This is a genomic window from Pseudomonas fungipugnans, from assembly GCF_029955235.1.
Taxonomy (GTDB): domain Bacteria; phylum Pseudomonadota; class Gammaproteobacteria; order Pseudomonadales; family Pseudomonadaceae; genus Aquipseudomonas; species Aquipseudomonas fungipugnans.
Window position 1 is genome coordinate 2,897,818 of sequence record NZ_JARBWL010000001.1, and the last position, 25,424, is coordinate 2,923,241.

A 25,424-nucleotide genomic window follows, 5' to 3' on the forward strand; every position below is an offset into this window, starting at 1 on the left:
TGGCGAAGGAGCTTGCTCGTTCGCCACAAAGCCATGGACGACTCTACTGTCGATAAAACAGCAAATACCCGATCTGCCCCACCGCCTCATTCCACAACTGCCCGCTCTGCCAGATCGATTTGAACTCCGGCATCCAGCCACCCAGTGGCCGAGCATTGTCCACGCCGAGAAAACCCACCGGCGCCGGCACTACCTCAAATCCCGCCTGCCGGAAACTCCAGACCGCTCGTGGCATATGCCAGGCCTGTGTCACCACAACCACGCGCTTGACCCCTTGCGGCAACAACACCTCGGCGCTCATCTGCGCATTTTCCCAAGTGGTACGGCTGCGGCCTTCCTGCCAACGCACGGTCACGCCAAAATCGTCGAGCATCGAGTCCGCCATCAGCTTTGCTTCCGAGGGCGGCGTGCCGTAATGCAGGCCGCCACTGGTCAGCACCGGCAAACCCGACGCCTTTGCCAGCCGGGCGGCATAACGTTCGCGCTCCAGGCCCACGCCGGTCGGCTGGTCAACCCCCCAGGCAAGATCACCGCGTTCACGCCCCGACCCCAGCACCACAATCGCGTCCGCGCGCTGGCTCAACGTCGCCCACTCCTCCCGGGCCAGCGGCGGTTCACGCTCCAGCACTTTCGCACCCCATTGCACCACCACCGGCAGGCTCATCAGCCAGAAACCACCCAGGCCGAGGGCGAAACACAGACCGGCAAGGCGCGGCCTGGAACGGCGCAACCACCAGGCAAGCGCCAACAACAGCAAGAGAATGCCGGGCGGCAACAGAAGTTGTTTCACGAAATAACGAAAAGGCATCGAGCATCTCCAAAGATGCCCGAAGCCTATGTGGGTTGATGCAATGCGACAACAGCTACACGAGAAGGATGCTGCAAAAAGCCATGGGGCAGGGCTTTCATGACTACTTGAACTGCAAAGACCGGACCTTTACCGCGTCTCTGCCGGGTGCCTTGTCCTTGAGCCAGATGATCTTGGCCGAACGGGGCGCATCGAGTTGCCTGACTGCATCCGACAGGCATCCGTGCGTCTCGCGCTCACTGCGGTCCAGGTACGCTTTGACCAGTGCAAACTCTGCGGGGCTCAAGCCACGCAGTTCCAGCTCCACCGGCCGCTCATCACGAAGCCGGCCAGCAGCTTTTGCGGCATCCAGTGCCATGCCCAGACGATCGATCAGCCTTTCGTACAGCTCCGGTTTTGTAACTTTTCTCTGTGACTCAACCATCCCTCACCTCATTGAAGATAAGACTCAGTCCCCATCTAGAGCTTAGCTTCCATCGACAAACCGGCTGAACGCCGCGACCAACGGCCCTCGCAGCACTGACCGGCGCGCCCTGGCATGTAATCAGGGTTTCCCTCGGTAGAGCGCGGTCATGTATGCTACGGCGCTTCCTGTAACTCCACTTCCAGCTCGTCTGGACAGCGAAACGCCAATTTGGCGCGATCACCGTCCAGCCTTGCATTGAAGAGGATTAGGCCACCCCTATTCAGTTCAAAAGTAGCCATGCACGAACAATATCAGCCCCGTGAAATCGAAGCCGCCGCCCAGTCGTTCTGGGACGAGCAAAAGTCCTTTGAAGTCAGTGAACAGCCAGGCAAGGAGACTTTCTACTGCCTGTCGATGTTCCCTTACCCCAGCGGCAAGCTACACATGGGGCACGTGCGCAACTACACCATCGGCGACGTGATCTCCCGCTACCAGCGCATGCAAGGCAAGAACGTCCTGCAACCCATGGGTTGGGACGCCTTCGGCATGCCGGCGGAAAACGCCGCGATGAAGAACAACGTGGCGCCCGCCAAGTGGACCTACGAAAACATCGCCTACATGAAAACCCAGCTGCGCAGCCTGGGCCTGGCGGTGGACTGGTCCCGCGAAGTGACCACCTGCAAGCCTGACTACTACCGCTGGGAACAATGGCTGTTCACTCGCCTGTTCGAAAAAGGCGTGATCTACCGTAAGAACGGCACCGTGAACTGGGACCCGGTCGACCAGACCGTTCTGGCCAACGAACAGGTAATCGACGGCCGTGGCTGGCGTTCCGGCGCGCTGATCGAAAAGCGCGAAATCCCGATGTACTACTTCAAGATCACCGCCTACGCGGATGAGCTGCTTGAAAGCCTGGACGAACTGACTGGCTGGCCTGAACAGGTCAAGACCATGCAGCGCAACTGGATCGGCAAGTCCCGCGGCATGGAAGTGCAGTTCCCGTACGACGTCGCCTCCATCGGCGAAGCGGGCGCTCTGAAAGTCTTCACCACCCGTCCGGACACCCTGATGGGCGCGACCTACGTTGCCGTGGCCGCCGAACACCCGCTGGCCACGCTGGCCGCGCAGAACAACCCTGAGCTGCAAGCGTTCATCGCCGAATGCAAGGGCGGCAGCGTCGCCGAAGCCGACGTCGCCACTCAAGAGAAAAAAGGCCTGCCGACTTCGCTGTTCGTGGAACACCCGCTGACCGGCGAAAAACTGCCGGTGTGGGTCGCCAACTACGTGCTGATGCACTACGGCGACGGCGCAGTCATGGCTGTACCGGCGCACGACGAACGTGATTTCGAGTTCGCCACCAAGTACAACCTGCCAATCAAATCGGTAGTGCGCACCAGTGCTGGCGACACCAACCCGTCGCCATGGCAAGACGCTTACGGCGAACACGGTACGCTGATCAACTCCGGTGAATTCGACGGCCTGGACTTCGCTGGCGCTTTCGACGCCATGGAAGTGGCGCTGATCAAGAAGAACCTCGGTGCCTCGCGCACCCAGTTCCGCCTGCGCGACTGGGGCATCAGCCGCCAGCGCTACTGGGGCTGCCCGATCCCGATCATCCACTGCGATACCTGCGGTGACGTGCCGGTGCCGGAAGATCAACTGCCGGTCGTATTGCCGGAAGACGTGGTGCCGGACGGCGCCGGTTCGCCCCTGGCGCGCATGCCCGAGTTCTACGAATGCGCCTGCCCGAAATGCGGCCAGCCTGCCAAGCGTGAAACCGACACCATGGACACCTTCGTCGAGTCCTCCTGGTACTACGCCCGCTACGCCTCGCCGCACTATGAAGGCGGCCTGGTAGAAAAAGCCGCAGCCGACCACTGGCTGCCAGTGGATCAGTACATTGGCGGTATCGAACACGCCATTCTTCACCTGCTTTACGCGCGCTTCTTCCACAAGCTGATGCGCGATGAAGGCCTGGTGAGCTCCAACGAACCGTTCAAGAACCTGCTGACCCAAGGCATGGTGATCGCCGAGACTTATTATCGTCGCGAAGCCAATGGTGCCTACACCTGGTTCAACCCGGCGGACGTGGAACTCGAACGCGACAGCAAGGCCAAGGTCATTAGCGCCAAACTGATTTCCGACGGCTTGCCGGTGGAAATCGGCGGCACCGAGAAGATGGCCAAGTCCAAGAACAATGGCGTCGACCCACAGTCGATGATTGACCAGTTCGGCGCAGACACCTGCCGCCTGTTCATGATGTTCGCTTCGCCACCTGACATGAGCGCGGAATGGTCCGACTCCGGAGTAGAAGGTTCGCACCGCTTCCTCAAGCGCGTCTGGCGTCTGGCTCAAGCACACGTGACTCAGGGCCTGTCGGGCAAACTGGACATCGCGAGCCTGAACGACGAGCAGAAAACCATTCGCCGTTCGATTCACCAGGCCATCAAGCAGGCCAGCCACGACGTCGGCCAGAATCACAAATTCAACACCGCCATCGCCCAGGTGATGACGCTGATGAATGTGCTGGAAAAAGCCCCACAAGGCACCGAACAGGATCGCGCACTGATTCACGAAGGGCTGGAAACCGTCACCCTGCTGCTGGCTCCGATCACGCCGCATATCAGCCACGAGCTGTGGAATCAACTGGGTCACGTTGAACCGGTGATCGACGCAGGCTGGCCGGCGCTGGACGAAAGCGCACTGGTGCAGGACAGCCTGCAACTGGTCATTCAAGTAAACGGCAAGCTGCGCGGGCACATCGAAATGCCGGCCAGCGCCAGCCGCGAAGAAGTCGAAGCCGCCGCACGCGCCAACGAGAACGTGCTGCGCTTCGTCGATGGCCTGACTATTCGTAAAGTGATCGTAGTGCCCGGGAAACTGGTCAATATCGTCGCCAGCTAATTGGATCAGGCGCCAGATAATACTGGCGCCGAGTAAAACCTTTCGGGCCGCACGATCGGCCCACATGGTTTCAAGGGGAGCAACAAGATGATCAAACGCAATCTGCTGGTGATGGGCCTCGCCGTCCTGTTGAGCGCCTGCGGTTTCCAGTTGCGGGGCACTGGCACCACCGAGCTGACAATCAAGGAACTCGACGTAAGCGCACGCAACGCCTACGGCGAAACCGTGACGCAATTGCGTCAGGTCCTGCAAGGCAGCGGCGTCAAGGTCTATACCGGCGCGCCGTACAAGCTGGTACTGACCGATGAACAGGAAAAACAGCGCATCCTCAGCTACGCCGGTACTGGCAGCTCGGGTGAGTATCAGGTGACCACCGTACTGAACTACGAGATCCGTGGTGATCACGATCTGCAGCTCAAAAGCGACAAGATCGAAGTGGAGAAAGTCTTTATCCACGACGCCAGCAACCTCGTGGGTTCTGATCAGGAAGCCAATACTGCCCGCGCAGAAACCCGTCGCGAGCTGATTCAGCGCATGATCCTGCGCCTGCAACAAATTACCCCGGCCCAGCTGGAAGCGATGCAGGAAATGGCGAACAACCGGGCCAAGGCTGATGCCGACGCTCTGGAAGCGGCGAAGAAGGCTGAGGCGGAAACTCCGCGTCAGTCGCCAGTCGAAATCCCGCAGCAATAAGACTTACGGGGCGCTCAGGCGCCCCGTTTGCCCCTTCTTATGAAGCTCGCCCCCGCCCAACTCGCTAAACACCTGCAAGGCACTCTCGCGCCGGTCTACATCATCAGTGGCGATGACCCGCTGTTGTGTCAGGAAGCCGCCGACGCCATCCGTGCCACTGCGCGCCAGCAAGGTTTCGACGAACGCCAGGTGTTCGCCGCCGACGCCAGTTTCGACTGGGGCACGCTGCTGCAAGCCGGTGCCAGCATGTCGCTGTTCGCCGAACGGCGTCTTCTGGAACTGCGCCTGCCCTCCGGCAAGCCCGGTGACAAAGGCGCTGCTGCGCTTATCGAGTACTGCTCGCGCCCGGCCGAAGACACGATTCTGCTGATCAGCCTGCCCAAGCTTGATGGCAGTGCGCAGAAGACCAAATGGGGCAAGGCGCTGGTCGAAGGCCCGCAAACCCAGTTCGTGCAAATCTGGCCGGTGGACGCCAACCAGCTGCCAAGCTGGATTCGCCAGCGTCTGTCTCAAGCGGGTTTGTCGGCCAGCCAGGACGCCGTCGAACTGATCGCGGCACGGGTTGAAGGCAACCTGCTGGCAGCCGCACAGGAGATCGAAAAGCTCAAGCTGATGGCCGAAGGTGGCCAGATCACCGTCGAAACCGTGCAGGCTGCGGTGGCCGACAGTGCGCGGTTCGATGTTTTCGGCCTGACCGATGCGATCCTCAATGGCGAAGCCGCCCACGCCTTGCGCATGCTCGAAGGACTGCGGGGCGAAGGCGTCGAGCCACCGGTGATTCTCTGGGCTCTGGCCCGGGAGCTGCGGTTGCTGGCGAGCCTGTCGCTGCAATACAGCCAGGGCGTGCCCCTGGACAAGGCCTTCAGTTCTGCCCGGCCACCGGTCTGGGACAAGCGTAAACCGCTGATGAGCAAAGCCCTGCAACGCTACTCGGCGCAACGCTGGGCGCAGCTGTTGCTCGAAGCGCAACGCATCGACGCGCAGATCAAGGGCCAGGCTGCCGGTTCACCATGGATGAGCCTGAGTCGGCTGGCGTTGTTGATGGCTGGGCAACGATTGTCGCTGCCGGCTGAATAAAATCAAAAGATCGCAGGCTTCGGCAGCTCCTACAGGTGAACGTAACCCCATGTAGGAGCTGCAGAAGGCTGCGATCTCTTGATCTTGCTTCCTACAAAACTCTCCTCCATTTCACCTCTAGACAGACCTTCAACTTCAGCAGATTATTTCCCCCGCAAAACCCACCTGTCCAAGAGATCCGATCATGAGCAAAAAGCCATCCAAGCATGGCCCCAACAAGGCCAAATCCGTCATCGCCCAGCCACTGTTCCGCAGCCGTCAGGAACGCGCCGGCAAGGGCAAAGGCAGCTACCGCCGCGAAGCCTTCCAGTCTAATAGCTGGGAGGCTTCTTACTTTCTGGCCGCTTGAAGCGCACCACCCCTTCTACATGTTAAGGTCTGCATCTGATTCGTATTCCCTGGACCTGTGCATGCCCCTTTGCCTTTCCCGTCGTTGGCACCTTCGCCAACTGATCGCTGCCTCCAGCCTCATACTGCTTGTCGCCTGCGCGGAAAAACCGACTGCCGCCGACGCCCAGCCTCTTCAGACCGTTCCTGTTGTGCCAGCCCCTGCGATCATTCCGCCAGTGGTGCCCAGTGGCGACAATCTCGACATTCAGCCGACCCAGACCTTCGCCGAATGGGAAGCCGATTTCCGCAAAGAGGCGCTGGCTGCCGGCATCCGCCCAGACGTGTTTGACCGAGCGTTCGCCAATGTCAGCTTCGACGAAAGCGTAATCCGCGCCGACCGCAGCCAGCCAGAGTTTTCCCGCCCGGTTTGGGAGTACCTCGATGGCGCGCTGTCGCCCTTGCGAGTGCGCAAAGGCCAGGCGCTGATCAACCAGTACGCCGACACGCTGCAAAGCATTGAGCAACACTATGGCGTCGACCGTCAGGCACTGGTCGCCGTATGGGGAATGGAAAGTAACTTCGGGCAGTTCCAGGGCACCAAGTCGGTGATCAACTCCCTGGCCACCCTGGCCTATGAAGGCCGGCGTCCCGGATTTGCCCGTGCACAACTGATCGCCGCCCTGCAGATCCTGCAACACGGCGATATCGAACCCGAAAAAATGCTCGGCTCCTGGGCTGGCGCCATGGGCCAGACCCAGTTTATCCCGACCACCTACAACACCCATGCCGTGGATTTCGATGGCACAGGTCGTCGCGACATCTGGGGCAGCCCGACTGATGCCCTGGCCTCGACCGCGCATTATCTGCAAAGCTCCGGCTGGCAGAGAGGCCAGCCGTGGGGCTTTGAAGTGCAGCTGGCCAGTGGCTTCAACTACGCCCTGGCCGATGGCGCAATTCGCAAGAGCGTCGCCGAATGGCTGCAAATGGGCGTCACCCTGCCCGACGGCGCGCAGGTGCCAAGCGGTTCTGAACAGTTGTCCGCCGCGTTGTTGCTGCCTGCGGGTTATCGTGGCCCGGCGTTCCTGATCCTCGATAATTTCCGGGCGATTCTCAAGTACAACAACTCCTCGTCCTACGCGCTGGCGGTGAGCCTGTTGTCGGAGCGCTTCAATGGCGGTGGCCTGGTCAGTGGCGCCTGGCCAAAGGATGACTTGCCGTTGAGTCGTAGCGAACGGATCGAACTGCAGAACCTGCTGAGTGCGCAGAACTACGAAGCCGGCAATGCCGACGGAATCATTGGCGCCAATACCCGCAAGGCGATTCGCAGTGCCCAGCAGTCGTTCGGCTGGCCGGCAGATGGGTATCCGACGCACAAGTTGCTCGAAGGGCTGCGTAGCCGATAGTCAGCTGTATGGCTGCTACCGCCTTCGTCGGAACGCCGCCCGGAGCAAGCCCGCTCCGGACGGCGTTCCGACGAAGACTGACTATCAGACGCTGAATATCTAAGCCCTGACCACCACGTCCTGCTCCAGCACCAACACCTTCTCCCCCGCATCCAGTCTCACCAGCGCCCCCATTGGCAGCGTCAGGTTCGGATCACAGTGCCCGCTACGCCAACCGGCCAGTACCGGTATGCGCAACGGCTCAAAGGTCTGCTTGAGCAATTGTTCCAGCGCAGCGCCATCCACTCCCGCCACATCCCCCACCAGAACTCCGCGCAACTTGTGCAGCGTGCCGGCCAGGCGCAGTTGGGTCAGCAATCGGTCAATCCGGTACAGCGGCTCATTGACGTCCTCAATCAGCAGGATGACGCCATCAGCCTCGATTTCGTACGGCGTGCCCATGGTCGCCGCAATCATCGACAGATTGCCCCCCAGCAAGCGCCCGTGGGCAATACCAGGCTCGATCGTGGTCAACGGATAGGCCACCGGGTGCGCAATCACGCTGCCGGCCTTCATCTGCCCGCGCAGCATGTTGAAGAACGAAGACTCGGTAGGTTGTTGCTTGTCGCCCAGCAGGTCGGCGTTAAGCAAAGGCCCATGAAACGTCACGAAACCCGCATGACGGCTGATTGCCAGGTGCAACGCCGTGATGTCGCTGTAGCCAATGAAGGGCTTGGCGTTGCGGCGCAGCAGGTCAAAGTCGATGCGATCAAGCAGACGCGGCGTACCGTAACCGCCGCGCAGGCAAATAATGGCATCCACTGCACTGTCGGCGAAGGCTGCATGCAGGTCATTGAGCCGCACATCATCGCTGCCGGCCAGATAGCCGTCTTTTTCATATACGCCGGGAAACACTCGCAGCGAATAACCGCGAGCGCGCATCCAGGCCATGGCTTTATCGGTGTCCAGTGCAGCGGGCCCGGCAGGCGCAATCACGCCGATTATCCCTTCCAGCGGCAGGGCCGGGACGGGGGCATGTGGGCAAAGGATATGGGTGGGTCGAACAGTCATCCATGATTCTCCCTGTGTGAAAAACTTCAGCACACAGTAGTCAGGAACGGGAACAAACAGAAGAGGGTCTGTCGCCCCGCAGGTTGCAGGAAAGGGCGGCAGTTGTCGTAGGCACGACAAAAAAACGCCCACAAGGCCATGAAGCCTTGCGGGCGTTATTGCATCAGGACGACATCAGCTCGGCCTTGACCAGCTTCGCCTGCTCGTCGGCGTGGTACGAGGAGCGTACCAGCGGCCCGGACGCGACGTTCTTGAAGCCCATCTTGTAGCCTTCTTCGGCGAACCAGGCGAAGGTGTCCGGGTGCACGAAACGCTGCACCGGCAAGTGGCTGCGGGACGGTTGCAGGTACTGGCCCAGGGTCAGCATGTCGATGTCGTGTTCGCGCATGCGCTTCATGACTTCGATGACTTCTTCGTCGGTCTCGCCCAGACCCAGCATCAGACCGGATTTGGTCGGGATGTGCGGCATCATCTGCTTGAAGCGTTGCAGCAGGGTCAGCGACCACTGGTAATCCGAACCCGGACGCGCAGCTTTGTACAGGCGCGGTACGGTTTCCAGGTTGTGGTTGAACACATCCGGTGGCTCGGCAGCGGTGATTTCCAGCGCGACATCCATACGGCCACGGTAGTCCGGCACCAGGGTTTCAAGCTGCACGTTCGGCGACAGTTTGCGGATTTCGCGGATGCAGTCGGCAAAGTGCTGGGCACCGCCGTCGCGCAGGTCATCGCGGTCAACCGAAGTGATTACCACGTACTTGAGTTTCAGATCGGCGATGGCGATGGCCAGGCTTTCTGGCTCATTGACGTCCAGTGGTTTCGGACGACCGTGGCCCACGTCGCAGAACGGGCAGCGACGGGTGCAGATGTCGCCCATGATCATGAAGGTCGCGGTGCCGCCGGAGAAGCATTCGCCCAGGTTCGGGCAGGACGCTTCTTCGCACACGCTGTGCAGCTTGTGTTTGCGCAGCAGGGCCTTGATGCGGTCGACTTCCGGGGAAACCGGGATGCGCACGCGGATCCAGTCTGGTTTCTTCGGCAATTCGGTGGTCGGAATGATCTTTACCGGGATGCGTGCAACCTTCTCGGCGCCGCGCAGCTTGACGCCGGCTTCAACCTTGGCACGCGGGGCCGGGCGCTCGGTAACATCCAGCGTCGGGATCATGGTTTGCACTGCATCAGTAGTCATATCAGTCGATTCCGCCCGTCAGGGTCGTCTGCTCAGCATAGTCGAGGTGTTTGACGAGCTGCGCGCGCAGCCGGGCACTTACCTCGGCAAATTCAATCGATCCTGCGTGGTCGCTCAGCTGGGTCATCGCCAGCCCGGCGTAGCCGCAGGGATTAATCCGTCGAAACGGTTCCAAGTCCATGTCCACGTTCAAGGCCAGTCCATGAAAGGAGCAACCGTGGCGGATCCGCAGACCCAGCGAGGCGATTTTCGCCCCGTCGACGTAGACACCCGGCGCGTCCGGCTTGGCCGTGGCAGTGACGCCATAGCTGGCCAGCAACTCGATCAGGCAATGTTCCATGCGGGTGACCAGGTCACGCACGCCGAAACCCAGCTTGCGCACATCCAGCAACAGGTAGGCCACCAACTGGCCTGGACCGTGGTAGGTCACCTGGCCGCCGCGATCTACCTGGACCACCGCAATATCGCCGGGCAACAACAGATGCTCGGCCTTGCCGGCCTGCCCCTGGGTGAACACCGGCGGGTGTTCCACCAGCCAGATCTCGTCCGCGGCGGCTGTGCCGCGTTCGTTGGTAAAGCGCTGCATGGCATGCCAGACCGGCTCGTAAGCCATCTGGCCGAGCTCGCGAAAGCCCAGCGTGCCAGACATCACAACACCATGTGCACGAAACCGGTAGCCCGCAACTCGCTGTTGATGTCGTACAGCTGTTCCTGGCCGGTGGCGATAATGTGCAGCTGGATGGTCGTGTATTTGCCGTTGGTACTCTGGCGCTCGGCCAGGGTCTTGTGGTCAACGGTGGCGTGTTTCTCAAGGATCGCGATGATCTTGTCCTTGAAGCCCACACCGGTATCGCCGATCACCTTGATAGGGTAATCCGCGCAGGGGAATTCGATCTTTGGCGCCTTTACTTCGGTATCGGTCATGGCGTAACGGCCTCGTAAGCGTAAGCCGTGGCAACGAACATGGCCCCGCTCCGGATGGGAACGGGGCCATGCAGGTCCACACTAAATCAGTTGAACAAGCCGTAGAAGAATAGACGGATGCTATCCCACATGCGACGGAAGATACCACCCTCCTCGACCGCGTCCAGAGCGATAAGGTCGGCGCTGTGCACCACCTTGTCGTCCAGTTTCACTTCGACTTTACCGATTACGTCGCCCTTGGCGATCGGCGCAACCAGTTGCGGGTTCATGGTCATGCTTGCAGCGAGCTTTTTCAGCTGGCCTTTTGGCAGGGTCATGGTCAGGTCTTCAGCCAGGCCGGCCTTGACTTGATTGGTGGTGCCTTTCCAGACAGGGGCCTGAGCCAGCTCGGCGCCTTTCTGATAGAAGGTCTGGGTTTCGAAGAAACGGAAACCGTAAGTCAGCAGCTTCTGGGTTTCGGAGGCGCGAGCCACTTCGCTGTTGGTGCCGAACACCACGGCAATCAGGCGCATGCCATCACGTACAGCCGAAGACACCATGCAGTAGCCGGCTTCCTCGGTGTGGCCGGTTTTCAGACCGTCAACGGTCTTGTCGCGCCACAGCAGCAGGTTGCGGTTAGGCTGCTTGATGCCGTTCCAGAAGAACTCTTTCTGCGAGTAGATCGCGTAGTGAGCCGGGTCTTCGTGGATGATCGCACGCGCCAGGATCGCCATGTCATGAGCCGTCGAGTAATGCTCAGGGTTTGGCAGACCGGTCGGGTTCATGAAGTGGGTGTTGGCCATGCCCAGGTCAGCGACGGTTTTGTTCATCAGGTCGGCGAAGGCGTCTTCGCTGCCGGCGATGTGCTCGGAGAGCGCAACACTGGCGTCGTTACCCGACTGAATGATGATGCCGTGCAGCAGGTCGCTGACAGTGACTTGCGAGCCGACCTTGATGAACATCCGGGAACCGCCGGTACGCCAGGCGTTTTCGCTGACGGTGACCGGATCGTTTTCACCGATCTGGCCACGACGGATTTCCAGGGTCGCGATGTACGCGGTCATCAGCTTGGTCAGGCTGGCTGGCGGCAGACGCTGGTCACCGTTGTTCTCGACGAGCACGTTACCGCTGCTGGCATCCATCAGCACATAGGCTTTGGCGGCCAGTTGTGGCGGCGACGGCATCATCTCGACCGCGAAAGCAGCCGGCGAGAGGAGCAGCGGGACTAGCAGGAACAGGCGTTTGGCAAAGGTGGTGATGTTCATCCGTCTCTCGAAATCGCTAATGGAAACTGCCCGAAGGCAAAACTAATCAGATGACCTTCTATCGGGCCATCGCGTATTCAGCTGCTCACTCTATAACCCTTGCCGGGCTTTTGTTATTGACGAGCCAACAACCTGGTCCACCCCCCAAACCGCAAGTGAACCATCAATCAGGTATTGCGTGTTACTCGGCGGTGACCAGGCTCGGCGAACCGAGATTGGCCATCCGCACGCTGTTCTGCACTTGCTGTATTTCACCCTGAGAACCGATCGGCCCCAGGCGCACCCGATGCAGTGTCTGCTGGTTGCGCACGATCGAGCTGATGAACACCGGAGCGCTCACCATCCCGCTGAGCTTCGATCTCAGGAGTTCTGCAGCGTCCGGGTTGGCGAACGCGCCCACCTGCAGATACTGGCCAGAGGCTGGTACAGAAGCGTTTTTTTTTGCACTGATCTGCACTGGCACAGTGTCCGTCGCGTGTTGCTGCGGCGGTGGCGTCCACTGCTCGACAGTCCCCGCAGAAGCCGTAATCGTCGGCGCGGCATTTTGCGCTACTTGAGGCTCATTGAGCATCAAAGGCGCCGGACGGCCCTTGGCCGCCCACCACTCTTGCGGATCGATGCCTTCAACCTTGACGCGTGCCGTGCCGATTTCGGCATAACCGAGCTTTTTGGCGGCGGCGTAGGACAGGTCGATGATGCGGTCCGAGTAGAACGGCCCACGGTCGTTGACCCGCAGTATCACGCTCTTGTTGTTGTCCAGGTTGGTCACCCGAACGTAACTTGGCAGCGGTAAGGTCTTGTGGGCGGCACTCATGCCATACAGGTCATACACCTCGCCGTTGGCGGTGTTCTGCCCGTGAAACTTGGTGCCGTACCAGGAGGCGGTTCCGGAGGCGACGTAGCGCTTGGAGTCGCTCAACGGGAAGTAGGTCTTGCCCAGCACCGTGTACGGGTTGGCCTTGTAAGCGCCAGTGTGCAGGGTCGGCGTGGCGTCCGGAATGCGCGAAACATCGACATCCCACCACGGCGCGCCGTCTTTGTGGGCGCGGTTGACGTCCAGGCCTGGCATGGCGCGCACGGCAGTTCCAGAGGTCTTCTGGGTCGGTGCACGACTGGTCGAGCAACTGGCGACCAGCACCGCCAACGCGGCGAATGCCATCAGCTTCAGGGGTTTACTCATAGGCAATGCCCGCATTACTTGACGCCCCGTGCTTGGACCAGCTGTTCAGACAGTTGATATACGGCCATGGCGTACATCACGCTGCGGTTATAACGCGTAATCGCGTAAAAATTCTTCAGGCCCATCCAGTATTCGGGGCCATTGTCACCTTCCAGGCGGAAAGCGGTGACCGGCATATCATCGCGCAGCGCATCATGACTCGACCAGCCCAGGGCCCGCAACTCCCCGACGGTTTTCGTCGGCTCGATGCCGGTGGTCAAACCGTCGTCCACCTGATCGCCGCGAACATCCGCGCGGCTGACCACAGGCTCGCCCGCGACCCAGCCGTGGCGCTTGAAATAACTGGCGACGCTGCCAATGGCATCGTCCGGATTGGTCCAGATGTTGATGTGGCCGTCACCGTCGAAATCCACCGCATAGGCGCGAAAACTGCTCGGCATGAACTGCGGCAGGCCCATGGCCCCGGCGTAGGAGCCCTTGAGGGTCAACGGATCGACCTGCTCCTCACGCGCCAGCAGCAGAAACTCGCGCAACTCCTTGCGGAAGAATTCGGCACGGGGAGGATAGTCGAAACCGAGCGTCGACAAGGCATCGATCACCCGATAATTGCCGGTATTACGGCCAAAAAAGGTTTCAACGCCAATGATCGAGACAATCACCTGAGCCGGCACACCGTATTCCTGCTCGGCGCGGGCCAGTACCGCCTCATGCTGACGCCAGAAGTCCACGCCGCGGGCGATACGCGCATCGGTCAGGAACATCGGACGATATTCTTTCCATTGCTTGACCCGTTCGGCGGGCTTGGAAATCGCGTCGAGGATCGCCTGCTTGCGCTCGGCCTCGCGGAACACCGCCATCAGTTGTTCGCCGGCGAAACCGTAGTCGCGGGTCATTTCACCGACGAATTCGGCCACTTGCGGTGAGCCTTCGTAATCGCCGGCCCGCGCGTGTTCCGCGGTACCAAGGATGCCCACCAGGCCGACCCACGGCACGTATCGAGTCGCCCAGTTACGCATTGCTTGCATTGAAATCTTCACCTTATTCAAACCTGTGCGATCCACTTACGATGGGTATGGATCGACATCAAAACCCCAAACGCTGACAGCAACGTCACCAGCGAAGTTCCTCCGTAGCTAATGAACGGCAACGGCACCCCTACAACCGGCAACAGGCCACTGACCATACCGATGTTGACGAAAACGTAAACAAAAAACGTCATGGTCAGGCTGCCCGCGAGCAATTTACCGAACAATGTCTGGGCCTGGGCGGTAATCACCAGCCCACGACCGATCAACAACAGGTAAATCAAAAGCAGTGCGCAAATGCCCACCAGGCCGAATTCCTCGCCCAATACCGCAATGATGAAGTCGGTGTGGCTTTCCGGCAGGAAGTCCAGATGCGACTGAGTACCCAACAGCCAGCCCTTGCCAAACACGCCGCCGGAACCGATGGCCGCCTTGGACTGGATGATGTTCCAGCCAGTGCCCAGCGGATCACTTTCCGGGTCGAGGAAGGTCAGGATTCGCTGCTTCTGGTAGTCGTGCATGATGAAAAACCACATCGCCACGGCCACCGGGATGACCGCGACCAGCACGCTGAGAATCCAGCGCCAGCGCAGGCCACCCATGAACAGCACGAACGCGCCACCCGCCAGGATCAGCAACGAAGTGCCCAGGTCCGGCTGGCGCACGATGAGGATGAACGGCAGCCCGATCAGGAACAGGCTGACGCCCACATGCTTGAGCTGCGGCGGCAAGGTGCGTTTGGACAAGTACCAGGCGATGGTCGCCGGCATCAGGATCTTCATGAATTCCGACGGCTGGAAGCGGATCACGCCGGGGATGTTGATCCAGCGCGTGGCCCCCATGGCGTTGTGGCCCATGACATCCACGACCACCAGCAAGGTGACGCCGAGCACATAGCCCAGCGGCACCCAGCGTGCCATGAAGCGTGGCTCGAACTGGGCGATGACGATCATCGACACCAGGCCGATGCCGAACGAGGTGGCTTGTTTGGCCAGCAGGTCCCAGCTCTTGCCGCTGGCCGAATACAGTACAAACAGGCTGCCGGCGGCCAGGGTCAGCAGCAGGATCAGCAAAGGGCCGTCGATGTGCATGCGTTGCAGCAGCGTCGCACGACGGCGCATCACGTCCTCACTGGAGAGGATGCGATCGAAATTACTCTTCACGGGCCGTAGCCTCCGCACTGATAGGGCCGGCGTATTCCGGTTTGAGGCGGCCATCGGGGTCCAGAAGCCAGGCGTCCATCACTTGACGAACCACCGGCGCGGCGACGCCGGAACCGGACTCGCCGTTCTCGACCATCACCGCCACCACGATTTTCGGGTTGTCAGCCGGCGCGAAGCCGACGAACAGGGCGTGGTCACGATGGCGCTCCTGAACCTTGGAGCGGTCGTACTTCTCGCCCTGCTTGATCGCGACCACCTGGGCCGTACCGCTTTTGCCGGCAATCCGGTATTGCGAACCAACGGCGGCTTTGCGCGCGGTACCACGAGCGCCGTGCATCACTTGCTGCATGCCGTGGTTGACCTTGGTCCAGTCGGACGGGTCCCGCAGGACGATGTCCGGCATCGGGTTTTCATCCTTGGGCCGCTCGCCTTCGACGGTCTTGGCCAGGTGCGGACGATTCCAGACGCCCTTGTTGGCCACCAGCGCCGTGGCTTGCGCCAATTGCAGCGGCGTGGACTGCATGTAGCCCTGGCCGATCCCCAGAATCAGCGTTTCGCCGGGGAACCAGGCCTGACGGCGGGTCGCGCGCTTCCACTCGCGGGACGGCATCAGTCCCGGCGATTCTTCGAACATGTCCAGCGAGACCTTCTGACCGATGCCGAACTTGCCCAGGTAGGCCGACAAGCGGTCAATTCCCAGCTTGTGGGCCAAGTCATAGAAATAGGTGTCGTTGGAACGCATGATCGCCGTGTCCAGATCCACATAGCCGTCGCCGGTGCGGTTCCAGTTGCGGTATTTGTGATCGTAATTGGGCAGCATGTAATAACCGGGGTCGAAGACCCGGGTCGATGCGGTGACCACGCCACTGTCCAGCCCGGCAATCGCCACGGCCGGCTTGATGGTCGAGCCTGGCGGATACAGACCACGCAGCACGCGGTTGAACAGCGGCCGGTCAATGGAATCGCGCAGCTCGGCGTAGGCCTTGAAGCTGATGCCGGTGACGAAGAGGTTCGGGTCGAAGCTTGGCTGACTGACCATCGCCAGCACTTCACCGGTCCCCGGATCCAGCGCCACCACCGCACCACGGCGACCGCCGAGTGCGGCTTCGGCGGCTTCCTGCAATTTGATGTCCAGGCTCAGGACGATGTCCTTGCCGGGAATCGGATCGGTACGCTTGAGCACGCGCAATACGCGGCCCCGGGCATTGGTTTCGACTTCCTCGTACCCCACCTGACCGTGCAGCTCGGGCTCGTAGAAGCGCTCGATACCGGTCTTGCCGATGTGGTGCGTACCGCTGTAGTTCACCGGGTCGAGGGACTTGAGTTCTTTCTCATTGATCCGCCCCATGTAACCCACCGAGTGCGCAAAGTGCGCGCCTTGTGGATAGTGGCGAACCAATTGAGCAACCACCTCGACACCCGGCAAACGGAACTGATTCACCGCGATCCGGGCGATCTGCTCTTCGGTCAGCTCGAACAGGATCGGTACTGGCTCGAATGGCCGGCGCCCCTGCTTCATGCGCTTCTCGAAAATCACCCGGTCTTCGGGGGTCAGTTCCAGCACCTGGACAATCACGTCGAGCACTTGCTGCCAGTCGCCGGAGCGCTCGCGGGTCATGCTCAGACTGAAGCTGGGCCGGTTGTCAGCCACCACCACGCCGTTGCGGTCGAAGATCAAGCCGCGCGTCGGTGGAATCGGCTGCACATGCACACGGTTGTTTTCCGACAGGGTCGAGTGATACTCGTACTGGATCACCTGGAGGAAATACAGCCGTGCGATCAGCACACCGATCAGCAGCACCACCGCAATAGCCCCGAACACGACGCGGCCACGCACCAGACGGGCGTCTTTTTCGTGGTCCTTGATGCGGATCGGCTGGGACATGGGGGCAGAGCTACTTGTGGTAAGGGTGACCGGACAGCACTGTCCAGGCACGATACAACTGTTCGCCAATCAGGATCCGCACCAGCGGGTGCGGCAACGTCAACGGCGACAACGACCAGCGTTGATCGGCACGGGCACAGACTTCCGGCGCCAACCCCTCGGGGCCGCCGACCATGAAATTGACCGTGCGCGAGTCCAGGCGCCAGCGATCGAGTTCGACCGCCAGTTGCTCGGTACTCCAGGGCTTGCCGTGGACTTCGAGGGTGACAACCCGCTCGTTCGGCCCGACCTTGGCCAGCATGGCTTCGCCTTCCTGGCGGATGAAACGTGCCACGTCGGCGTTCTTGCCACGGGTATTGAGCGGAATTTCCACCAGTTCCAGCGCCAGCTCGGACGGAAGACGCTTGGCATATTCATGCCAGCCTTCTTCCACCCACTTGGGCATGCGTGAACCGACGGCGATCAGTCGCAGTCGCACAGCGGTCCCTTACTGCTGGTCTTTGTTGAGCTTGATGAAATGCTCGTGGGTGTTTTCCGGGCTGTGGTGAGCCGCGTTCAGAGCACGGCTCTGTTCGGCGCCGGACCACAGACGCTCCAGGTCGTAAAACTGACGAGCCGAGGCAGTCATCATGTGCACGATGACGTCATCCATATCCAGCAACACCCAGTCGCTGTCGCCTTTGCCTTCTTCACCCAGTGGCTTGACGCCCAGGGCTTTGACCGCTTCGCGGACCTTGTCCAGCATCGCGCCGATCTGACGGTTCGAAGTACCGGTGGCGATGATCATGAAGTCAGTGATGCTCTGCTTTTCACGAACGTCGATGACCTGGATGTCCTGGCCCTTCACGTCTTCCAGGGCTGCAACGGCAACCTTGACCAGCTCTTCACCACGCAGTTCCGGTCCGGTTGGGACCTCAACTGGCAGTGGGGCGCTCTTGAACGTGCCTTTGCGCTTTACTTTAGTTACGTCTTTGTTCGTCATATAAAACTCGTTTTGCTCGTATGTTCGGGCGCTTCGTTACACGTGATCACGTGCCGTGAAGCGTGCCCTTTTTTTCAGTTCGACGCACGGTAGAGACCGTGCGCATCGATGTAGGCCAGGACCGCGTCGGGCACCAGGAAACGTACCGACTTACCGCTGGCCAGCAGTTGACGGATCTGGGTGGCGGATACCGCGAGCGGCGTCTGCCAGACGAATGCAATCTGTCCGCTCGGCCCTTTGAGGGCCAGCGGGTCGCTCACCGAGCGCGCCGCCAACAGATTGCGCAAGGCATCCGGCGGTTCGCTGTCGGCATCCGGGCGTTGCAGCACCAGGATGTGGCAATGCTGGAGCAACTCTTCCCAGCGGTGCCAAGTGGGCAGGCCGCAAAATGCGTCCCAGCCCAAAAGTAGAAAAACCTGGTCTTGCGCAGCCAGTTCGGCACGCATCAGCTCCAGGGTATCGATAGTGTAGGACGGTTTGTCCCGCTGCAATTCGCGGGCGTCCACCACCAACGGCGCCACACCGGCCACCGCGCACTCGACCATCGCCAGGCGGTCGTGGGCCGACACCTGCGGTGTCTCCCGATGAGGCGGCCTGGCACTGGGGGTCAGGCGCAACTCGTCGAGTCCCAGGGATTCGGCGACTTCCAGCCCACCGCGCAAATGACCGATGTGCACCGGGTCGAACGTCCCGCCCAGCACACCAATGCGTCGCGGTCGGGGCTGGCTGGCGGCTACCGGCGCTGACGGGTCGAGGTCGCCCAAGTCAGACCGACTCCTGCCCGCGCAACTGTCCATCACCGACCACGATGTACTTCTCGCAGGTCAGACCTTCGAGGCCCACCGGGCCGCGGGCGTGCAGCTTATCAGTAGAAATGCCAATCTCGGCACCCAATCCGTATTCAAAGCCATCGGCGAAGCAGGTCGGGGTGTTGATCATCACCGACGAGGAGTCGACTTCGGCCACGAAACGCCGGGTGTCAGCGAGGTTTTCGCTGACGATCGAATCGGTGTGATGGGAACCGTAACGATTGATGTGCTCAATGGCCTGGTCCAGCCCATCGACCACGCGGATCGACAGAATTGGCGCCAGGTACTCGGTACTCCAGTCCTCTTCGGTGGCCGCACTGGCTTCGATGATTGCCCGGGTACGCTCGCAACCGCGCAGCTCGACGCCTTTTTCGCGGAACTGTGCAGCCATTGATGGCAGGAAATCCCTGGCAACAGCTTGATCAACCAGCAGCGTTTCCATCGCACCACAGATACCGTAGCGATAGGTCTTGGCGTTGAAGGCAATGCGCTGGGCCTTCGCCAGATCGGCATGGGCGCCGACATACACATGACAGATGCCGTCCAGGTGCTTGATCACCGGTACACGGGCATCGCGGCTGACCCGCTCGATCAGGCCACGACCACCGCGAGGCACGATGACATCAACGTACTCAGGCATGGTGATCAGCGCGCCGACGGCGGCACGGTCGGTGGTTTCCACCACCTGAACCACGGCAGCCGGCAGTTCGGCCTCGGCCAGGCCGCGCTGGATGCAGGCGGCGATGGCACGGTTGGAATTGATCGCCTCGGAACCGCCACGCAGGATGGTCGCGTTGCCGGACTTCAGGCACAGGCTGGCGGCATCGATGGTCACGTTCGGCCGGGACTCGTAGATGATCCCGATCACGCCCAGCGGCACGCGCATCTTGCCGACCTGAATGCCGGAAGGACGAAAGCTCATGTCGCGGATCGCACCGACCGGGTCCGGCAGGGCGGCCACCTGACGCAAGCCGACGATCATGCCGTCGATGCGCGCCGGGGTCAGGGCCAGTCGTTCCAGCAGCGCTGCATCAAGACCATTGGCGCGACCTGCGGCCAGATCCAGCTCATTGGCCGCCGTCAGCTCGCCGCGTGCAGCGTCCAGCGCATTGGCGGCAGCCTGCAGGGCGCGGTTCTTCTGCGCGGTGCTGGCACGGCCGATGATGCGCGACGCCTCGCGGGCAGCGCGACCCAGGCGGGTCATGTAGTCAACAATGGACTCGGTCATGGTCTGGAGTGGTCTTTGCTAAGGTCGTGGTAAAGAGTAAAGCGGCAGATTATAGCTGTCGCGTCCGCCGACTAACAGCGGTGACGGGCGGATGGTCGAAATGGAGGGCAATTTACCGACGTTCAGCAGAGATTAAGCTGCAAATTGTTATCATCACCGCTCAATCAGCCCTGATAAACGTCGTTCATCATGACTAATCTGACCGTTCGCGCCCTCGCCTCCAGCCTGCCACAGGCGCTGCCGGACGCCTTTTTCGACCGTGACGCCCAATTGCTGGCCCGGGATTTACTCGGCAAAGTCATCCGTCACCGGGTCGGTGATTTGTGGCTCAGCGCCCGGATCATCGAAACCGAAGCCTATTACTGCGAAGAAAAAGGCAGCCATGCGTCCCTCGGCTACACGGAAAAGCGTAAGGCTTTGTTTCTGGATGGCGGCCACATCTATATGTATTACGCCCGAGGCGGCGATTCGCTGAACTTCAGCGCGCAGGGTCCGGGCAACGCTGTGCTGATCAAGTCCGCCTACCCCTGGATCGATGAATTGAGCGGACCGGCGAGCCTGGCGCAGATGCTGTTGAACAACCCCGACGCGCAAGGCCGCCCGCGAGCCTCGCAAAAGCTCTGCGCCGGGCAGACGTTGCTGTGCAAAGCACTGGGCCTGAAGGTGCCGGTGTGGGACGCCAAGCGCTTCGATCACGAGGTGTTGCTGGTGGAAGACACCGGCCCGGCGCCTGGCCACATTATCCAGACCACGCGCCTGGGCATCCCGCACGGGCGTGACGAACACCTGATGTACCGCTTCGTCGATGCGGCCTACGCGCCGTACTGCACGCGGAACCCGTTGCGGCGGGGACAGGTCGAAGGTCGCGATTATTTTTTGCTGCCCTGAACACTGAGAACCCTTGTGGAAGCGAGCCTGCTCGCGAAAGCAGAGTGTCAGTCGACAGCAATGCCGGATGCCAGTCCGCCTTCGCGAGCAGGCTCGCTTCCACAGGGTTTGGTGTCGTTGCGTAAAGTACGTACGTCCCTTGGGGCCAATTGAAGATTTGATGGAGTTGTCTGTATGGGCCCATGGCTCGATAGCGTGACCGGTTGGCTGGCGGTGAATCCGCAGTGGCTGGCCGCGGCGGTTTTCATAGTGGCCTGCGTGGAATGCCTGGCGATTGCCGGGTTGATCGTACCGGGCACGGTGCTGCTGTTTGCCGTGGCCGTGCTGGCCGGTAGCGGCGCGCTGTCGTTGGGGGAAACGCTATTGCTGGGTTTCCTGGGCGGCCTCCTGGGCGACGTGGTGTCATACTTCCTGGGTCGGCATTTCCATCAGAACATCCGGCGCTTGCCGGGCCTGCGGCATCACCCGCAGTGGATTGCCGGGGCCGAGACTTATTTCCAGCGCTATGGCATTGCCAGTTTGCTGGTCGGTCGCTTTATCGGCCCGCTGCGTCCGATGCTGCCGATGGTCGCCGGGATGTTCGACATGCCGTTCCTGCGCTTCTTGGCCGTCAGCCTGCTGGCCGCCGCTGGCTGGAGCATCGCTTACCTGCTACCTGGCTGGGCCACCGGGGCGGCGATTCGCCTGCCCTTGCCGGAGGGCTTCTGGCCTGAAGCCGGGATTGTCGCCGGCAGCATCGCGGTGATGATCGGCTTGAGCGTGAACAGCAGCCTGCGCCGCCATCGCCATGCCACCGCCTATATCGCCGGCCTGGGCCTGTTGATTCTGCTGGGCCTGTTTATCGGCTATCCACATCTGACTGCGCTGGATCAGGGCTTGATGACCCTGGTGCAGGAACACCGCAGTCCAATGCTTGATGAAATCGCCGTCACCTTTACGCTGATCGGCGAATTCCGCAACATGCTGGTATTCAGCGCCCTGTTGACCGGACTACTACTGCTCACACGGCAATGGCGTCAGATGATTTTCGTTGGCGGCGCCCTGCTCTGCACGGCGCTGGGCAATACGCTGACCAAACACTTTTTTGCCCGCCTGCGCCCGGAAGTGCTGACAGATCCGTTGACCAGCTACAGCATGCCGAGCGGCCATGCCTCTGGGTCGTTTGCGCTGTTTCTGTGTCTGGCGGTGCTGGCCGGTCGCGGACAGCCTCCAAGAATGCGCCTGACCTGGCTGCTGCTGGGCTGCCTGCCGGCGCTGTCCATTGCCATGTCACGGGTTTATCTGGGAGCCCACTGGCCGACCGACGTACTGGCCGGCGCCATGCTGGCGGCGTGCGTTTGTGCAGCAAGCCTGTGGTTGAGTCAGCGCCGTACGCCGCTCAACCCGATGCCGCCTAAAGTCTGGTGGCTGGTGCTGCCGTCGCTGCTGTTGCTGTTCGGGTTCTTTGCCTTGCGGCATTTGCCGACGGCGATGTTGCGGTATGCGTACTGACCCGCCCTGAATGACAAAACCCCGGGCTCCAGGCCCGGGGTTTAACGAAAGAGTCAGTCACCCATTCGATACAATCCGTTACGGCAGACGAACCTGACGCTGTGCAACCAATGCGTCAGCCGCTTTGGCGGCAGCATCGGCAGCCACTTCATAGTTGTAACGTGGCTGGGTTTTCAGCACTTCAACAATAACTTTGACAGCGCACTCATCCCAGAGAGTTTGATTGTGGCTAGCGACGATTTCCATTTCGTTTTTCCTTTAGCTTGAGACCCGCGTCCTGCGGGCAATCCAAACTAGCCAAGATCTTTTTTACCTACAATGCTGGCTCGGCGCCCCAACTGTAACCAAACCCTTGCGGACTGCCACGCTCTTCAGGCAAACAGCTCCCCCTGCAACTCATCCAGCAGCGCCTGAATCGCATCCAGTCGCTGCTGCGGATCATCGAGTTGCAGCAGGTCGATCTTGTCCACTTCGGCAAACGGCAGCAGATACGCCAGCTGATTGGCCAGGGATTGCTGGCCGCTGGCTTCGGTGCCCATGTTCAACGCCTCGACCATCGGATGCTCGGCCAGGGCCTTGAGCAACGCGACCAGATCGGCGTCTTCATCCTGCAGCGGTTGCTCGGGCTCGTCTTGCAGCCACTCGACATCGGCGACGGTCAACTGATCCCGTTGCACTTCGGTGCGCAACACATGGAAACGCCGACCACCCTGCACCCGAATCCCCAGCAGACCGTTTTCCTGCTGCTTGAAGTCAGTGATCAACGCCTCGCAACCCACCAGCGCATAGCCCGCAGGGGCGATGCCGACTTCTTCGCCATCCAGAAGGCAGACCACGCCAAAGCCGCCGCCCTGCTTCATGCAGCGGCCGATCATGTCCAGGTAGCGCGCCTCGAAGATCTGCAAGTCAAGGATGCAGCCGGGAAACAGCACCGTGTTCAACGGAAAAAGCGGCAAGCTCATAGACATTTCCTTACACCACCATCGACACCGCCAGCGGCAGGAACACTGCCGTGGCCACGCCCATCAGACTCATCGCCAGCGCCGCGAAGGCGCCGCACTCTTCACTTTCCTGCAAAGCCACCGACGTGCCGACAGCGTGGGCGGTCATGCCCAGCGCCATGCCACGCGCCTCGGGGCTGTGGACGCCGAGCCGGGTCAACAGGCTCGGGCCGAAGATCGCGCCAATCACCCCGGTAATCAACACGAACACCGCCGCCAATGCGGCCACGCCACCGATCTGCTCGGCCACCAACATGGCAATCGGCGATGTCACCGATTTGGGTGCCATGGTCATCAGAATCATGTGCTCGGCACCGAACCACCAGCCGAGCAGCACGCCCATGCCGGTGGCGACCACGCCGCCTATCACCAGCGTAGTAAAAATCGGCCAGAACAACTGCCGGATCCGCCGCAGGTTAAGGTACAGCGGCACCGCCAGTGCAACCGTGGCCGGTCCCAGCAGGATGCTGAGGATCTCCGTACTTTTGCGGTACTCGGCGTAGGTCAGGCTGCAGCCAACCAGCACGCCGATGACCAACAACATGGAGACCAGCACCGGTTGCAGAAAGATCCACCGGGTTTTCTCAAACGCGGCGAGCACTAATTGATAAGCGCCCAGAGTAATGCCGATGCCGAACAACGGATGGTGAATCACCGACGCCCAGGCGCCCTGCCAGTCAAAGAGCATCAGAACTTCTCCGACCGGTTCGCGTGGCGCTTGACCAGGCGCTGCATCAGCACCCCGGCGAAGGCCATGGACAACACCAGCGATAACACCAGCGCGCCGGCGATGGCCCAGAAATCCGCGGCGATATCCTTGGCATACACCATCACGCCCACCGCCGGCGGCACCAGCAGCAACGGCAGATAGCGCAGCAGGCTGCCGGCGGCCAGGCTCAGTGGTTCGCCGACCTCACCGCGAATGATCAGGTACACCAGCAACAGCAGCAGGCCGATAATCGGCCCCGGCAGCACTGGCAACAACAAGTGGTTGATGGCTGTGCCCAGCAATTGGAACAGCACCAGCCAGGTCAGGCCACGTAACAACATCGCTCATCCTCCGTAATACGCTGCCCGCCAAAAAGCGGCCGGGCATTATAAGCACGCCGACGCCATGAGCCGGCATTCGCCAAAAGCATGGTCAGTTGACCGGAGCAAATCTCCATGATGATCTAAAGTGGTTATCCGGGAGGTCAAATCCCCCCACGCGAAAAACTATAAAACCGATGAAACCAAGGAGAGTCTCAATGCCCTATGTTCCCGTAGCAGAGCTCAAAGATTATGTCGGCAAGGAACTCGGACGTTCCGAATGGCTCACCATCGATCAAGAGCGCATCAACCTCTTCGCCGAGGCCACAGGCGATTATCAGTTCATCCACGTCGACCCGGTCAAAGCGGCGAAAACACCCTTTGGCGGCACCATCGCCCACGGTTTTTTATCGCTGTCGCTGATCCCCAAACTGATGGAGGACATTCTGATTCTTCCCGAAGGGCTGAAGATGGCGGTCAATTACGGCCTCGACAGTGTGCGTTTCATCCAGCCAGTCAAAGTTGATTCAAGGGTTCGTCTCAAGGTCGAGATGAACGACGTCAGCGAGAAAAAACCCGGCCAATGGCTGCTCAAAGTCACCGCGACGCTGGAGATAGAAGGCTCGGACAAACCGGCATACATCGCCGAACCCCTGTCCCTCTGCTTCGTCTGAGGCGTGCGGATGCGAAGCAGCTCACGCTGTTTCGCACCCTTCTC

General features: G+C 60.8%; 27 protein-coding genes. 8 read left to right on the plus strand and 19 right to left on the minus strand.

The genetic code is table 11. The features are described 5' to 3' along the window. Positions 1-43: 43 nt before the first annotated feature. Positions 44-808 (minus strand): YdcF family protein, encoded by a 765-nt coding sequence (locus tag POF45_RS12125; RefSeq protein WP_282315754.1) that lies wholly within the window; start codon positions 806-808, stop codon positions 44-46. Between the two features lie 103 nt (positions 809-911). Further along, positions 912-1,232 carry a hypothetical protein gene (locus POF45_RS12130; RefSeq protein WP_259496857.1) on the minus strand — a complete coding sequence of 107 codons (321 nt, stop codon included), beginning with the start codon at positions 1,230-1,232 and terminating at the stop codon, positions 912-914. Between the two features lie 279 nt (positions 1,233-1,511). Here POF45_RS12130 and leuS point away from each other — a divergent pair, with 279 nt between their 5' ends. The 5 genes from leuS (at position 1,512) to POF45_RS12155 (ending at position 7,621) form a co-directional block, all read left to right on the plus strand. Continuing rightward, positions 1,512-4,118 (plus strand): leucine--tRNA ligase, encoded by a 2,607-nt coding sequence (leuS, locus tag POF45_RS12135; protein ID WP_259496858.1) that lies wholly within the window; start codon positions 1,512-1,514, stop codon positions 4,116-4,118. 87 nt (positions 4,119-4,205) lie between these two features. Continuing rightward, positions 4,206-4,811 (plus strand): LPS-assembly lipoprotein LptE, encoded by a 606-nt coding sequence (locus tag POF45_RS12140; RefSeq protein WP_259496859.1) that lies wholly within the window; start codon positions 4,206-4,208, stop codon positions 4,809-4,811. A 39-nt stretch (positions 4,812-4,850) separates the two neighbouring features. Further along, a complete protein-coding gene (gene holA / locus POF45_RS12145) occupies positions 4,851-5,888 on the plus strand; it encodes a DNA polymerase III subunit delta (RefSeq protein ID WP_259503280.1) in 1,038 nt (345 codons plus the stop codon). Positions 5,889-6,072: 184 nt separating this feature from the next. Further along, positions 6,073-6,237 carry an alternative ribosome rescue factor ArfA gene (arfA, locus tag POF45_RS12150; protein WP_259496860.1) on the plus strand — a complete coding sequence of 55 codons (165 nt, stop codon included), beginning with the start codon at positions 6,073-6,075 and terminating at the stop codon, positions 6,235-6,237. A 61-nt stretch (positions 6,238-6,298) separates the two neighbouring features. Further along, on the plus strand, positions 6,299-7,621 hold the full coding sequence (locus POF45_RS12155; protein WP_259496861.1) for a lytic murein transglycosylase: 1,323 nt from the start codon (positions 6,299-6,301) through the stop codon (positions 7,619-7,621). A gap of 99 nt (positions 7,622-7,720) precedes the next feature. Here POF45_RS12155 and POF45_RS12160 read toward each other — a convergent pair whose 3' ends face one another. From POF45_RS12160 to POF45_RS12220, 13 genes are all read right to left on the minus strand, one after another. Beyond that, positions 7,721-8,671: a S66 peptidase family protein gene (locus POF45_RS12160; RefSeq protein ID WP_282315755.1), complete on the minus strand. Its 951-nt coding sequence runs from the start codon at positions 8,669-8,671 to the stop codon at positions 7,721-7,723. A 163-nt stretch (positions 8,672-8,834) separates the two neighbouring features. Further along, a complete protein-coding gene (lipA, locus tag POF45_RS12165) occupies positions 8,835-9,857 on the minus strand; it encodes a lipoyl synthase (RefSeq protein ID WP_007946663.1) in 1,023 nt (340 codons plus the stop codon). A 1-nt stretch (position 9,858) separates the two neighbouring features. Then, the gene (gene lipB, locus POF45_RS12170; RefSeq protein ID WP_259496863.1) at positions 9,859-10,506 is read right to left on the minus strand and encodes a lipoyl(octanoyl) transferase LipB; all 648 of its coding nucleotides are present in this window, start codon (positions 10,504-10,506) and stop codon (positions 9,859-9,861) included. Further along, complete coding sequence (locus POF45_RS12175; RefSeq protein ID WP_008152827.1) at positions 10,506-10,781, minus strand: DUF493 domain-containing protein; 276 nt, start codon at positions 10,779-10,781, stop codon at positions 10,506-10,508. Before POF45_RS12175 ends, lipB begins: the two co-directional genes overlap by 1 nt. An 86-nt stretch (positions 10,782-10,867) precedes the next feature. Then, on the minus strand, positions 10,868-12,025 hold the full coding sequence (locus POF45_RS12180) for a D-alanyl-D-alanine carboxypeptidase family protein (protein ID WP_259496866.1): 1,158 nt from the start codon (positions 12,023-12,025) through the stop codon (positions 10,868-10,870). Between the two features lie 181 nt (positions 12,026-12,206). Further along, positions 12,207-13,220, minus strand: a complete 1,014-nt coding sequence (locus tag POF45_RS12185; RefSeq protein WP_282315756.1) for a septal ring lytic transglycosylase RlpA family protein — start codon at positions 13,218-13,220, stop codon at positions 12,207-12,209. Continuing rightward, positions 13,220-14,230, minus strand: coding sequence for a lytic murein transglycosylase B (gene mltB, locus POF45_RS12190; RefSeq protein WP_259496868.1), 1,011 nt, complete (start codon positions 14,228-14,230; stop codon positions 13,220-13,222). The genes POF45_RS12185 and mltB overlap by 1 nt, the downstream gene beginning before the upstream one ends. 17 nt (positions 14,231-14,247) lie before the next feature. Further along, on the minus strand, positions 14,248-15,351 hold the full coding sequence (rodA, locus tag POF45_RS12195) for a rod shape-determining protein RodA (RefSeq protein WP_259503281.1): 1,104 nt from the start codon (positions 15,349-15,351) through the stop codon (positions 14,248-14,250). 31 nt (positions 15,352-15,382) lie between these two features. Next, positions 15,383-17,278 (minus strand): penicillin-binding protein 2, encoded by a 1,896-nt coding sequence (gene mrdA, locus POF45_RS12200; protein ID WP_259496869.1) that lies wholly within the window; start codon positions 17,276-17,278, stop codon positions 15,383-15,385. 10 nt (positions 17,279-17,288) lie between these two features. Beyond that, the gene (gene rlmH, locus POF45_RS12205) at positions 17,289-17,756 is read right to left on the minus strand and encodes a 23S rRNA (pseudouridine(1915)-N(3))-methyltransferase RlmH (protein WP_007937439.1); all 468 of its coding nucleotides are present in this window, start codon (positions 17,754-17,756) and stop codon (positions 17,289-17,291) included. Positions 17,757-17,765: 9 nt separating this feature from the next. Continuing rightward, the gene (rsfS, locus tag POF45_RS12210; protein ID WP_201191911.1) at positions 17,766-18,260 is read right to left on the minus strand and encodes a ribosome silencing factor; all 495 of its coding nucleotides are present in this window, start codon (positions 18,258-18,260) and stop codon (positions 17,766-17,768) included. A gap of 74 nt (positions 18,261-18,334) precedes the next feature. Then, positions 18,335-19,024 (minus strand): nicotinate-nucleotide adenylyltransferase, encoded by a 690-nt coding sequence (gene nadD, locus POF45_RS12215; protein ID WP_259496870.1) that lies wholly within the window; start codon positions 19,022-19,024, stop codon positions 18,335-18,337. Position 19,025: 1 nt separating this feature from the next. Then, complete coding sequence (locus tag POF45_RS12220; protein ID WP_259496871.1) at positions 19,026-20,297, minus strand: glutamate-5-semialdehyde dehydrogenase; 1,272 nt, start codon at positions 20,295-20,297, stop codon at positions 19,026-19,028. Between the two features lie 189 nt (positions 20,298-20,486). Between POF45_RS12220 and POF45_RS12225 the strand changes: the two genes are divergently transcribed. After that, positions 20,487-21,185, plus strand: coding sequence for a DNA-3-methyladenine glycosylase (locus POF45_RS12225; protein ID WP_259496873.1), 699 nt, complete (start codon positions 20,487-20,489; stop codon positions 21,183-21,185). Positions 21,186-21,359: 174 nt separating this feature from the next. Next, positions 21,360-22,676: a bifunctional DedA family/phosphatase PAP2 family protein gene (locus POF45_RS12230; protein WP_259496874.1), complete on the plus strand. Its 1,317-nt coding sequence runs from the start codon at positions 21,360-21,362 to the stop codon at positions 22,674-22,676. Positions 22,677-22,754: 78 nt separating this feature from the next. Here the strand turns inward: POF45_RS12230 and POF45_RS12235 are convergent, their stop codons facing one another. The 4 genes from POF45_RS12235 to POF45_RS12250 all read right to left on the minus strand — a co-directional run bounded on the left by POF45_RS12235 (position 22,755) and on the right by POF45_RS12250 (position 24,727). Further along, positions 22,755-22,922 carry a hypothetical protein gene (locus POF45_RS12235; protein ID WP_259496876.1) on the minus strand — a complete coding sequence of 56 codons (168 nt, stop codon included), beginning with the start codon at positions 22,920-22,922 and terminating at the stop codon, positions 22,755-22,757. A gap of 125 nt (positions 22,923-23,047) precedes the next feature. Further along, the gene (locus tag POF45_RS12240) at positions 23,048-23,638 is read right to left on the minus strand and encodes an LON peptidase substrate-binding domain-containing protein (RefSeq protein WP_259496878.1); all 591 of its coding nucleotides are present in this window, start codon (positions 23,636-23,638) and stop codon (positions 23,048-23,050) included. Between the two features lie 10 nt (positions 23,639-23,648). Further along, positions 23,649-24,365, minus strand: a complete 717-nt coding sequence (locus POF45_RS12245) for an LrgB family protein (protein ID WP_259496880.1) — start codon at positions 24,363-24,365, stop codon at positions 23,649-23,651. Then, positions 24,365-24,727 carry a CidA/LrgA family protein gene (locus POF45_RS12250; RefSeq protein ID WP_282315758.1) on the minus strand — a complete coding sequence of 121 codons (363 nt, stop codon included), beginning with the start codon at positions 24,725-24,727 and terminating at the stop codon, positions 24,365-24,367. The genes POF45_RS12245 and POF45_RS12250 overlap by 1 nt, the downstream gene beginning before the upstream one ends. A 197-nt stretch (positions 24,728-24,924) precedes the next feature. Between POF45_RS12250 and POF45_RS12255 the strand changes: the two genes are divergently transcribed. Next, the gene (locus POF45_RS12255; RefSeq protein WP_259496882.1) at positions 24,925-25,380 is read left to right on the plus strand and encodes a MaoC family dehydratase; all 456 of its coding nucleotides are present in this window, start codon (positions 24,925-24,927) and stop codon (positions 25,378-25,380) included. The last annotated feature ends 44 nt before the right edge of the window (positions 25,381-25,424 follow it).

Excerpts from the sequence above, each read along its gene's own strand:
- POF45_RS12180 (WP_259496866.1), bottom strand. The coding sequence starts at position 12,025 with ATGAACATCACCACCTTTGCCAAACGCCTGTTCCTGCTAGTCCCGCTG.
- holA (WP_259503280.1), top strand. The coding sequence starts at position 4,851 with ATGAAGCTCGCCCCCGCCCAACTCGCTAAACACCTGCAAGGCACTCTC.
- POF45_RS12235 (WP_259496876.1), bottom strand. The coding sequence starts at position 22,922 with ATGGAAATCGTCGCTAGCCACAATCAAACTCTCTGGGATGAGTGCGCT.
- POF45_RS12230 (WP_259496874.1), top strand. The coding sequence starts at position 21,360 with ATGGGCCCATGGCTCGATAGCGTGACCGGTTGGCTGGCGGTGAATCCG.
- POF45_RS12130 (WP_259496857.1), bottom strand. The coding sequence starts at position 1,232 with ATGGTTGAGTCACAGAGAAAAGTTACAAAACCGGAGCTGTACGAAAGG.
- POF45_RS12125 (WP_282315754.1), bottom strand. The coding sequence starts at position 808 with ATGCCTTTTCGTTATTTCGTGAAACAACTTCTGTTGCCGCCCGGCATT.
- lipA (WP_007946663.1), bottom strand. The coding sequence starts at position 9,857 with ATGACTACTGATGCAGTGCAAACCATGATCCCGACGCTGGATGTTACC.
- POF45_RS12245 (WP_259496880.1), bottom strand. The coding sequence starts at position 24,365 with ATGCTCTTTGACTGGCAGGGCGCCTGGGCGTCGGTGATTCACCATCCG.
- POF45_RS12155 (WP_259496861.1), top strand. The coding sequence starts at position 6,299 with ATGCCCCTTTGCCTTTCCCGTCGTTGGCACCTTCGCCAACTGATCGCT.
- POF45_RS12240 (WP_259496878.1), bottom strand. The coding sequence starts at position 23,638 with ATGAGCTTGCCGCTTTTTCCGTTGAACACGGTGCTGTTTCCCGGCTGC.
- mrdA (WP_259496869.1), bottom strand. The coding sequence starts at position 17,278 with ATGTCCCAGCCGATCCGCATCAAGGACCACGAAAAAGACGCCCGTCTG.
- mltB (WP_259496868.1), bottom strand. The coding sequence starts at position 14,230 with ATGCAAGCAATGCGTAACTGGGCGACTCGATACGTGCCGTGGGTCGGC.
- rsfS (WP_201191911.1), bottom strand. The coding sequence starts at position 18,260 with ATGACGAACAAAGACGTAACTAAAGTAAAGCGCAAAGGCACGTTCAAG.
- arfA (WP_259496860.1), top strand. The coding sequence starts at position 6,073 with ATGAGCAAAAAGCCATCCAAGCATGGCCCCAACAAGGCCAAATCCGTC.
- POF45_RS12160 (WP_282315755.1), bottom strand. The coding sequence starts at position 8,671 with ATGACTGTTCGACCCACCCATATCCTTTGCCCACATGCCCCCGTCCCG.
- rodA (WP_259503281.1), bottom strand. The coding sequence starts at position 15,351 with ATGCGCCGTCGTGCGACGCTGCTGCAACGCATGCACATCGACGGCCCT.
- POF45_RS12225 (WP_259496873.1), top strand. The coding sequence starts at position 20,487 with ATGACTAATCTGACCGTTCGCGCCCTCGCCTCCAGCCTGCCACAGGCG.
- lipB (WP_259496863.1), bottom strand. The coding sequence starts at position 10,506 with ATGTCTGGCACGCTGGGCTTTCGCGAGCTCGGCCAGATGGCTTACGAG.
- POF45_RS12175 (WP_008152827.1), bottom strand. The coding sequence starts at position 10,781 with ATGACCGATACCGAAGTAAAGGCGCCAAAGATCGAATTCCCCTGCGCG.
- POF45_RS12250 (WP_282315758.1), bottom strand. The coding sequence starts at position 24,727 with ATGTTGTTACGTGGCCTGACCTGGCTGGTGCTGTTCCAATTGCTGGGC.
- POF45_RS12220 (WP_259496871.1), bottom strand. The coding sequence starts at position 20,297 with ATGACCGAGTCCATTGTTGACTACATGACCCGCCTGGGTCGCGCTGCC.
- POF45_RS12255 (WP_259496882.1), top strand. The coding sequence starts at position 24,925 with ATGCCCTATGTTCCCGTAGCAGAGCTCAAAGATTATGTCGGCAAGGAA.
- leuS (WP_259496858.1), top strand. The coding sequence starts at position 1,512 with ATGCACGAACAATATCAGCCCCGTGAAATCGAAGCCGCCGCCCAGTCG.
- POF45_RS12140 (WP_259496859.1), top strand. The coding sequence starts at position 4,206 with ATGATCAAACGCAATCTGCTGGTGATGGGCCTCGCCGTCCTGTTGAGC.
- POF45_RS12185 (WP_282315756.1), bottom strand. The coding sequence starts at position 13,220 with ATGCGGGCATTGCCTATGAGTAAACCCCTGAAGCTGATGGCATTCGCC.